The sequence below is a fragment of the Rhodanobacter sp. LX-99 genome (genome assembly GCF_018599185.1).
GTDB lineage: Bacteria > Pseudomonadota > Gammaproteobacteria > Xanthomonadales > Rhodanobacteraceae > Rhodanobacter.
Window position 1 is genome coordinate 728,575 of the sequence record NZ_JAHFVL010000002.1, and the last position, 9,466, is coordinate 738,040.

Here is a 9,466-nt window from a genome sequence, read left to right on the forward strand (position 1 = left end):
TCCTCGATGAATTGCTCACCGGGAAGGTAGGGGTAGGCATTGGTCAGGATGACGATTCTCACGATGGCGCGGCCATGCCCGAGGTAATGATGTCGGTCACGCTGTCCTGGTAGATGGCGTGATCCACCTTCAAGGGAATGCTGATCTTGAAACAGCCGACCGCGGCGAGGCTGGTCGAGAGCACCCGGCGCCAGTTCGCGGTCACGTCGTCCATCGTCAGCATGGCGGTGCGCGCCGTGGCCAGCGCGTTGTATTCCTCCCAGTAGAGGTGGTCGTGGAAGATGCTGTATTCGGCGCTGACGACGGCGATCGTCATGTCGACGGCATTGGCCAGGTCCAGCGCGGACACGCGGATACCGGGCACGTCCTCGCGCACCACGTAGTACAGGCGGGACAGCGGGGCCGACGCGGACTCCACGTGCTGGTAGAGGCGGTCGGGCGACATCTTGCGTCGCACGCTGGCGGAGTTCACGCGGTTCTTGATGTTGAAGTGGGCGCGGTCGATCCACCCGCGCCCCGCGAGAAGCTCGCTCTTCATCTCGTTGCCGGCGCAGTTGTAGCCGTAGATCTTCGGCCAGGCCATGTTGCCGTGGACGCGGGCGGTGGCTGACATGACCACGATGTCGTCGCTGATGAAACTCGCGTCCTCGTTGCTCCGCAGCGCGAGCATGGCCGACGACTTGCCGGCGCCGCCGGTGCCGGCGAGCAGGCAGGCGCTGTCGCCGATCGTCACCGCTGCCGCATGGATCGGCACCATGTCATCGAAGAAGTAGACCGACGGCACCAGCACGAACTCGTGCAGGAGCTGCTCGAACGCCTCGGTTTCGCGCGAGTACTCCATCGACAGCAGCTTGTGGATCGTGCCGCGTATCCCGCGGCGCAGCTTGATGGCGACCTCGACTTCCAGGCGCCCGTCGCTGGAACGCTCCCAGTAGACGTCGACCGTGGGAAACGAGGTCCGCATGCCGTGCTCGAATGCCTCGTGCACGCGGGGATTGACCGAAGAAGGCCTGCGCGCGGTGATGGTGTGGCCGATGCGGATGTTCACCTCGGGCTCCCGATCGTCGGCATCCGCGTACAGGCTCAGGCTTTCCGCGAGCAGCTCCTGCAGGCTCGCCTCGCTGGAAAAGGCATAACACTTCCCGAAAATGATTTTCTTCATGCGGAACGAACCCGGTGCGGCGGTAGACGAGAGAGGACCGACGCCAGCGCGGCAACGATGGGATGCTGCCGGCTGGCGTCCAGATACGGCGACATGGGCAGGCTGATGACCTGTTCCGCGACGGCGTCGCCCACCGGCAGGCGTACCTTGCGGTCGGCCACGGCCGGCTGCCGGTTGAGCGGAAGCGGGTAGTGCACGGCGGTCGGAATCCCGGCTTCCTTCAGGCGGGCCCGCACGGCGTCGCGGTCGGGTACCTGTACGGTGTACTGCGCCCATGCGCTGCGGTTGTAGGTTTCGACGACGGGCGCGATCGCGAGTTCGGCCTCGGCGAGCAGCCGGCCATAGGTCTGCGCCACCTGCCGGCGCAGCGCGATCTCGTCGTCGAGAATGTCGAGCTTGGGCAGCAGGATCGCTGCCTGCAGCGTATCCAGGCGGCTGTTCACCCCCACGCGCACGTGGTGGTAGCGCCGGTCCTGGCCATGCCGGGCGATCTGGCGCACGAGGCGGGCCAGCTCCGCGTCGTCGGTCAGGACGGCGCCACCGTCGCCGTAGCAGCCGAGCGGCTTGGTGGGGAAAAAACTGGTGCACGCGAGGGTGCCGAGGCTGCCGCTCTTGCGGCCCTTGTAGCTGGCGCCGAAGCTCTGCGCCGCATCCTCGATGACCGGAATCCCATGTTTCGCGGCGATGGCGTTGATGGCGTCGAAGTCGGCGCACTGGCCGTAGAGCGAAACCGGGATGATGGCCCGGGTGCGCGGCGTGATGGCCGCTTCCAGCAGCTCGGGGTCGAGGTTGAAGCTGCGCGGGTCGATGTCCACGTACACGGGCCTGGCGCCGAGAAGCGCCACGGTTTCGGCGGTGGCGATATAGGTGAAGCCCGGCGTGATCACCTCGTCGCCGCGGCCGATGCCCAGTGCCATCTGGGCGATCTGCAGCGCGTCGGTGCCGTTGCCCACCGAGATGCAGTGCGCCACGCCCGCGTAGGCGGCCAGTTTTTCCTCCAGCTCGCCCACTTCCGGGCCGAGGATGTACTGGCCGTGCGCGAGCACGCGGGCGATCCCCGCATCGAGGCGATCCTTGATGCGGGCCTGCTGGGCCCTGAGGTCGATGAAGTCGATCATTCCGCGGACTCCTGCCTGTACAACGTGCGCCCGCTCAACACGTAGCGCGTGCCGGTATGCGCGCAGACGTCCTCGGCGTGGCCCTCCAGCGGCAGGTTCAGCTGCTCGCCGAACTCGCTCATCCAGCCGATCTGCCGTGCCGGCACGCCTGCCATCAGGGCGTAGGCCGGCACGTCCCGATTGACGACCGCGCCGGCGCCGACGAAGGCGAACTCGCCGATCGTGACGCCGCAGACGATGGTGCAGTTCGCGCCCAGGGTGGCGCCCCTGTTGACCACCGTGTCGCGGAATTCGCCCTTGCGCTCGATCAGCGAGCGCGGGTTGTACACGTTGGTGAACACCATGCTCGGGCCGCAGAAGACGGCTTCCTTCAGCGTCACGTTGTCGTACACCGACACGTTGTTCTGGATCCTGCAGCGGTCTCCGATGACCGCCTTGTTGCCGACGAACACGTTCTGCCCGAGCGAGACCTCGTTGCCGATGCGGGCGCCGCCGCAGACATGCGTGAAGTGCCATACGCGGGAGCCTGCGCCGATCTGGGCGCCTTCATCGACGATGGCGGAGGGGTGCTGGTAGTAGTCCATGGCGCTCACTCTTCAGGCTTGCCGTTGGAGGAACGGATGGGCATCGCCCGCTCGAGGGGCGGGCTTGCCGTTGCGGATGGCTGCCACCGTGTCGATGGCGGCGCGGTTCTCTTCCAGGCCGAAACCGCGGCCGCCGAGGATTTCCTCGTAGCTGCGGTTGTGCAGGTCGGTGAACCCGCCGGAGAACTCGATCTCCTCGCCGTCCACCGTGATCGACCGGTAGGTGCGCTGGCCGTTTTCGCGTTGTGCGGCAGGCACATCCTCGACATCCACCGACAGGAACCAGCGCACGCGGGCGTTCTCGTATTCCAGGTAACCGGCCGCCTTCGTTTCGGTGGACAAGTGCACCACATTGATCTGCAGCGTACCGAAGATGTAGTGCAGCATGTCGAAGAAGTGCACGCCGATATTGGTGGCTATGCCGCCGGACTTCTTCGGATCGCCTTTCCAGCTCTGCAGGTACCAGTGGCCGCGCGAAGTGACGTAGGCGAGATCCACCTCGTGCTTGTGATCGCGCGGACCGCGCCGCACCCGCTCGCGCAAGGCGATGATCGCCGGATGCAGGCGAAGCTGCAGGATGGTGCTGACTCTCCTGCCGGTTTCGCGCTCGATTTCCAGCAGCCCATCGATGTTCCACGGGTTGAGCACCAGCGGCTTTTCGCAGATGGCGTGGGCGCCGGAGCGCAGGGCAAAGCGCATGTGCGAGTCGTGCAGGTAATTGGGCGAGCAGATGGAAACGTAGTCGATCTGGCCACCGTTCCCGGCGCGCCGGCGCAGATCGACATGCCGGTCGAAGCGCTCGAATTCGGTGAAGAAGTCGGCGTTGGGAAAATGGCTGTCGATGACGCCGACCGAGTCATTCGGGTCGAACGCGGCCAGCAGCTGGTTGCCCGTGGCCTTGATGGCCTGCATGTGGCGGGGGGCGATGTAGCCGGCGGCACCGATGAGGGCAAAGTTCTTCAAGATAGGCATGGAACTGATCCTGCGTCTTGCGTGATTCCGGGCGCATCCGTGTGATCGTCGCTTCAGCTGATCGATCAGCCGCGTCGTTGCTGCCTGCGCCGTTCGTTCCCGCGGCGTATCGGAATCCGTTCTCTTGCTGCTCCGGGTTCGGATCTTTCATCCGGACGGCGCGCCGACGCCGTAGTAGGCGTAGGAGTAATAACCTCTGCTGCGTTTTTCCACGGCGTTGAAGATGGCGCCCTTGAGAGGGACGTTGTTCTGCTCGAAACGTTGCCTGGCCAGGGCGACTTCGCGTGCCTGATTGAGTCCGAAACGCACCACCAGCAGGGCCGTGCCGGCGTGATGGCCGATGATGGCGGCGTCGGTCACCGCCAGGATGGGCGGGGTGTCGATGATGATCAGGTCGAACATCTGCTTCAGATGCTCGAGCAGCGCGGAGAAGCGGGCGTTCATCAGCAGCTCGGAAGGGTTCGGCGGCAACTTGCCGCGAGCGATGAAATGCAGGTTTTCCAGCAAGCCGATCTGGCGCGTCGCCGTAATCAGGTCGGTCTGGCCCGAGATCAGCTCGGAAAGGCCGACTTCGGGCTTGCCGCCGACGACCTTGTGCAGCGAGCCCATGCGCATGTCCCCGTCGACCAGCAATACCCGCTGATTGCTCTGGGCGACCACCGTGGCAAGGTTGGCGGAGACAAAAGTCTTGCCGACATCCGGGCTGGATCCGGAGATCATGAGTACATTGTTTTTGGCTTCCAGCCGGGCGAAATGCAGGCTGGTGCGCAAGCTGCGCAAGGCTTCGGTGGCCAGGTCCGTGGGCGCATCCATGACCAGCAGGTGCTGTTTGCCCCTTCCGTGGATGCGCTTGCCCTGCAATGCCTGCTCGCGCAGGCTGATCGGGATGGTGGCGTACACGGGCAGGCCGATCTTTTCGATGACGGCGGGGTCTTCGATGCCGCGATTGAGCATCTGCCGGATGAAGACGTAGACGAGGGCCACAAACCCGCCGAGGAGCGCGCCGCCGAGTACCACGATCATTCTTCTCGGCCATACCGGCCGCGTGATGTCCACCGCCGCCTTGTCGATGATGCGCACGTTGCCCACCGTGCCCGCGCGGGCTATATCCAGCTGCTGGGCCTGATTGAGCAGCCCGGTATAGGTGTCGTTGCTCACCTGCACGTCGCGGGTCAGCTTCAGCAGCTGCTGCTGGGTATCCGGCAGGTTGCCCACTTTCTTGTCGATCCCGCTCTTTTGCGCCTCCAGCTGGCCGATCTGCTGTATCAGCGCCTTGTAGGCCGGGTGCTCGGGCGTGTACTGGCGCTGCATGTCCGCCTGCTGCAAGCGCAACTTCTGGATATTGGCCTGGATGGCAACTTCCTGATCCAGCAGCCCCTGGGTCTGCATGCTGATATCAACCGAATGCGCCTTGATCTGATACGCGTTGAGCGCCGCCGTTGCCCTTTCCAGGTCGCGGCGCACGTTGGGGAGTTGCTCCCTGACGAATTTCAGGCTGTTCGCCGCTTCCGCGGAATTGCGATCCACATCCTGCCGCACATAAAGCTCGCCGACCTCCTTGAGCACATTGGTGGCCAGCTCCGGGTTGGGGTTGTCATAGGTCATCCGGAGGATGCCCGACTCCTTGCCCTGTTCGTTGACGTTGATGGCCTGCTGGAGCCCGTTGATCACGGTCAGCCGGCGATGGCGGAATACACGAAACTGCGTGCCCGGATTTGCAACCAGCGTCTGGACCTGAATGGTCACGCCATGGCCCCTGGCGGCTTGCCCCGTGTTGCCGACGACCAGGACGTTGTCGTCGTCGTCCACCAGGACATAGGCGCCGTCCTTGCCGGCAACCAGTCTCAGCGGCCGATCCAGCAGGCTGTCCGGAACGTCCAGCTGAAAAATTTCCAGTTTCGAGCCACCCCAGTCGTAACCGATCATGTCGAACAGGGGCGGGGACACCAGGCCGGGATTTTTCGAGGCATAGCGGCGCGCGAAGAAATTGCCGATCACGGGCATGCGCTGCGGGTGCGCTTCGATCGTGAGTTTGAGCTCGTCGACCGCCGCGCCGATCACCATGCGCGAAGTGATCAACGCGGTTTCCGTCGTCGCCTCGGGGCTGGAAGCTCCCAGGGTCTGGGTCAGCGCGCTCAGTCCTGGCAGGCTTGGCACTTTCTGTTCCACCTGCACGACGGATGTGGCCTGATAGATCGGTGTGGTCAGCAGCGCATAGGCGATGCTGAGCAGGATGAATATGCCGGTAATGGTGCCAATCAGCCATTTGTGGTCGCTGAGCGTGCCGAGCAGTTCGCTCAGGTCAATCTCGTCATCGCGTTGCACAGCGTCTTGGATGGCGGCCATAGGGATGGTCAACTCGTGGCGTGGATGGGAATCACAGATAGGGTTCCCAGCTACTGACACCCTGCGTGATTATCTCGTGAACATGTTCGAATGCAGTTCGCTGCCGACGATAAGGGTCGGGGATGTCATTCCCATGCAGCCATTTGTCGAGCAGATAAACCTTGCCGTTAACCTCGGGCGCGAGTTGAATCATTGCGGCTAAATGGTTCTTTTCCATGCCCAGTACCAGATCGGCTTCGCGCAACATGGAAGGCGTCAGCTGATGTGCGCGATGCATCGTGCCGTCGATGCCGTTTTCGGCAAGCAATTGCAGGGCGGTCGCATCCATGGGGCTGCCGACAAGCGCGCCGAGTCCGGCGCTGCTGAATTTGACGTCGCGCGATTTCATGCGCTGTCGGAACAGGTATTCGGCCATTGGGCTGCGGCAGATATTGCCCATGCAGACAATCAGTATCTGTTTGAACACGGCGTCGACAACTCCTGGAGCCCGAGTCAGCCTCGATCAGGGCGCAAGAAATAGTGGGCTCGGCCACCTGTCTATTCCTGGCGAAGGCTCATATCACGGAGTCAAGGAGCCTGCTGCCAACAGCAAGTCACGTAACTCATGATAATGGGTTCAATAGGCAGCCTATAAACAGGAACCGCTACCTATTCGATTATTTCGTTCTTGCGGTTTCGGAAAGAGGTTGATGCATCGTTGCAAATTGGCCAGTTGCCAGTGCAAGGCTGCAATGCGGTCTTCGATCATTGCATGTGCGAATGGTTTTACAGTGAACAGGAGCCAAATGATCCATTCAATCATCGTGAGCAATGTGAATGTGAACGTGAATGTGAATTCACATCGGCTTGCCTTGGTCGTATGGATGATCGGGCGAATGTTGCCTGAGCTTGCGTCTCTCGTCGGGTTGGCGCTGCCGTGCGTGCATACCGACTACCGGGCACGCCGTGCAGGCCTGGCGCGAGTTTTCCACAGTCATGAGGGTTCGTCGTCATGAACAACAGCGTCCTCGTCACCGGTGGCGCCGGCTACATCGGCAGCCACGTCGTCCAGCAGCTGGTCGCACGCGGCGAGAGCGTTGTCGTCATCGACGACCTGAGCACTGGTTTCCGCGAAGTGGTGCGTGATGCCGAGCTGGTGGTCGGCAATGTCGGTGACCGCGCACTGGTTGCCCGCGTGCTGGACGAGCATCATGTCGATGCGGTTCTGCATTTCGCCGCGCACACCGTGGTGCCCGAATCGTTGAACCATCCGCTCAAGTACTACGGCAACAACACCTGCAATACGCAAAGCCTGCTCGCCTGTTGCGCGGAGGCCGGCGTGGGGCGATTCATCTTTTCCTCTACCGCCGCGGTCTATGGCGTGACCGATGACGGCGTCGCCGACGAGGACACGCCCACGCAGCCGGTCAATCCGTATGGAGCATCGAAGCTGATGTCCGAGACCATGCTGCGCGATCTCTGCGCCACCGGGGCGATGCGGCATGTGACCCTGCGCTACTTCAACGTTGCCGGCTGCGACCCGAGGGGGCGCATCGGCCATTCCACGCTTCACTCGACGCTGCTGATCAAGGTCGCCTGCGAGCATGCGGTCGGCAAGCGCGCCAACATAGCCGTCTTCGGCAGCGACTACGACACGCCGGACGGTACCGGCATTCGCGACTACATTCACGTCGAGGATCTGGCCGCGGCCCACCTGCGCGCGCTCGATCACCTGCGTGACGACGGCGAGTCGTTGACGCTCAACTGCGGTTACGGTCACGGCTACAGTGTTCGCGAAGTCATCGACGCGGTGCAACGCGTCAACGGCCATCCCCTGACCGTGATCGATTTGCCGCGTCGCGCCGGCGATACGCCGATGCTGATTGCGCGCAGCGATCGCCTCAAGCAGCGGCTGGACTGGCGGCCGCAGTACGACGATCTGGATTTCATCGTGCGCACGGCACTGCTGTGGGAACAGAAGCTCGCGCGGGAGGCCGTGACGCTGGTTTCGAGTACATGAATTTCGTAAGGCCCGGGGAGGATGCGCCGAACCTTGTCCGGCGCGCGCGCCCCATGCGTCATTCCACGGTCACGGATTTCGCCAGGTTGCGCGGCTGATCGACGTCGGTGCCGCGCAGCACGGCGACGTGGTAGGCGAGCAGTTGCAGCGGCACGGTGAACACGGCGGGGGCGATGAAGCTGCCGCCGGATTCCACCCGCAGCATGACGCCGTGGTCGGCCATGTCGCCCATGCCGGCGGCGCCGTCGGCGAACACGATCAGGCGGCCGCCGCGGGCGCGCACTTCCTGCAGGTTGGATTTCAGCTTGTCCAGCAGCGGGCCGTTCGGCGCCACCGCGATCACCGGCATCTTCTCGTCGACCAGGGCCAGCGGGCCGTGCTTGAGTTCGCCGGCCGGGTACGCCTCGGCGTGGATGTAGGAGATTTCCTTGAGCTTCAGCGCGCCTTCCAGCGCCACCGGGTACTGCGCGCCGCGGCCGAGGAACAGCGCATGCTGGCGCTGAATGAACTCGCCGGCCAGCTCGATGATCGCCGGCTCCAACTGCAAGGCGTCCTCGATCGCGCGCGGCAGGTGCTGCAGCTCGGCGCACAGGGCCATGTAACGGTCGGGGTCGAGGCCGTGGCGGCGGGCCAGTTCCAGCGAAAGCAGGGCGAGCCCGGCCAGCTGGGTGGTGAACGCCTTGGTCGAGGCCACGCCGATTTCCGGGCCGGCGCGGGTCATCAGTTTCAGGTCCGCCTCGCGCACCAGCGAGGACTCGGGCGAATTGCAGATCACCAGGGTGCCGAGGTAGCCGCGGCGGCGCGATTCGCGCAGCGCGGCCAGGGTGTCGGCGGTTTCGCCGGACTGCGAGATCGCCACGAACAGCGTGCCTTCGGGCACCACCGTCTCGCGGTAGCGGTATTCGCTGGCCACTTCCACGCTGACCGGCAGGCGGGCGAATTCCTCGATCCAGTATTTCGCGACCAGGCCGGCGTGGTAGCTGGTGCCGCAGGCGATGATGTGCAGGCCGCGGGTGGCCTGCAGCAGCGCGTCGCTGTCGACGCCGAAGGTGTTCGGCAGCACGCCGTGCGGGCCCAGGCGCGCTTCCAGCGTGCTGGCCACCGCGTGCGGCTGCTCGAAGATTTCCTTCTGCATGTAGTGGCGGTACTCGCCGCGCTCGACCGCGTCGGTGGACAGCTCGCTCTCGTGCACGGCGCGCGCGACCGGCGCGCCGTCGAGGCCGCACACCTGCACGCTGTCGCGGGTGATCTCGACCACGTCGCCTTCGTCGAGGTACAGCATCCG

The 9,466-nt window shown here is 64.0% G+C and carries 8 protein-coding genes; 1 reads left to right on the forward strand and 7 read right to left on the reverse strand.

Annotated features, from left to right (window positions below; all coding sequences use genetic code 11):
• Nucleotides 1–58: 58 nt before the first annotated feature.
• From KK131_RS14195 to KK131_RS14220, 6 genes are all read right to left on the reverse strand, one after another.
• Entirely contained in the window at nt 59–1,162 is a 1,104-nt protein-coding gene (locus tag KK131_RS14195; protein WP_214557348.1) for a hypothetical protein, read from the reverse strand.
• Nucleotides 1,159–2,280 (reverse strand): DegT/DnrJ/EryC1/StrS family aminotransferase, encoded by a 1,122-nt coding sequence (locus KK131_RS14200; protein ID WP_214557349.1) that lies wholly within the window; start codon nt 2,278–2,280, stop codon nt 1,159–1,161. Before KK131_RS14200 ends, KK131_RS14195 begins: the two co-directional genes overlap by 4 nt.
• Nucleotides 2,277–2,864 (reverse strand): acyltransferase, encoded by a 588-nt coding sequence (locus tag KK131_RS14205; protein ID WP_214557350.1) that lies wholly within the window; start codon nt 2,862–2,864, stop codon nt 2,277–2,279. Before KK131_RS14205 ends, KK131_RS14200 begins: the two co-directional genes overlap by 4 nt.
• A gap of 12 nt (nt 2,865–2,876) precedes the next feature.
• Nucleotides 2,877–3,836: a Gfo/Idh/MocA family oxidoreductase gene (locus tag KK131_RS14210; protein ID WP_284731482.1), complete on the reverse strand. Its 960-nt coding sequence runs from the start codon at nt 3,834–3,836 to the stop codon at nt 2,877–2,879.
• A gap of 147 nt (nt 3,837–3,983) precedes the next feature.
• Nucleotides 3,984–6,182 carry a polysaccharide biosynthesis tyrosine autokinase gene (locus KK131_RS14215; protein ID WP_214557351.1) on the reverse strand — a complete coding sequence of 733 codons (2,199 nt, stop codon included), beginning with the start codon at nt 6,180–6,182 and terminating at the stop codon, nt 3,984–3,986.
• 31 nt (nt 6,183–6,213) lie between these two features.
• On the reverse strand, nt 6,214–6,648 hold the full coding sequence (locus KK131_RS14220; RefSeq protein ID WP_214557352.1) for a low molecular weight protein-tyrosine-phosphatase: 435 nt from the start codon (nt 6,646–6,648) through the stop codon (nt 6,214–6,216).
• Between the two features lie 525 nt (nt 6,649–7,173).
• On the opposite strand from KK131_RS14220, the gene galE reads away from it, so the two are divergent.
• A complete protein-coding gene (galE, locus tag KK131_RS14225; protein WP_214557353.1) occupies nt 7,174–8,181 on the forward strand; it encodes a UDP-glucose 4-epimerase GalE in 1,008 nt (335 codons plus the stop codon).
• Between the two features lie 58 nt (nt 8,182–8,239).
• Here the strand turns inward: galE and glmS are convergent.
• The coding region (glmS, locus tag KK131_RS14230) for a glutamine--fructose-6-phosphate transaminase (isomerizing) (protein WP_214557354.1) at nt 8,240–9,466 on the reverse strand (1,227 nt) is incomplete at its 5' end.

What these genes read in the sequence shown, in the direction of transcription:
- KK131_RS14195 (WP_214557348.1), bottom strand. Translation starts at nt 1,162, where the DNA reads ATGAAGAAAATCATTTTCGGGAAGTGTTATGCCTTTTCCAGCGAGGCG.
- KK131_RS14200 (WP_214557349.1), bottom strand. Translation starts at nt 2,280, where the DNA reads ATGATCGACTTCATCGACCTCAGGGCCCAGCAGGCCCGCATCAAGGAT.
- KK131_RS14205 (WP_214557350.1), bottom strand. Translation starts at nt 2,864, where the DNA reads ATGGACTACTACCAGCACCCCTCCGCCATCGTCGATGAAGGCGCCCAG.
- KK131_RS14210 (WP_284731482.1), bottom strand. Translation starts at nt 3,836, where the DNA reads ATGCCTATCTTGAAGAACTTTGCCCTCATCGGTGCCGCCGGCTACATC.
- KK131_RS14215 (WP_214557351.1), bottom strand. Translation starts at nt 6,182, where the DNA reads ATGGCCGCCATCCAAGACGCTGTGCAACGCGATGACGAGATTGACCTG.
- galE (WP_214557353.1), top strand. Translation starts at nt 7,174, where the DNA reads ATGAACAACAGCGTCCTCGTCACCGGTGGCGCCGGCTACATCGGCAGC.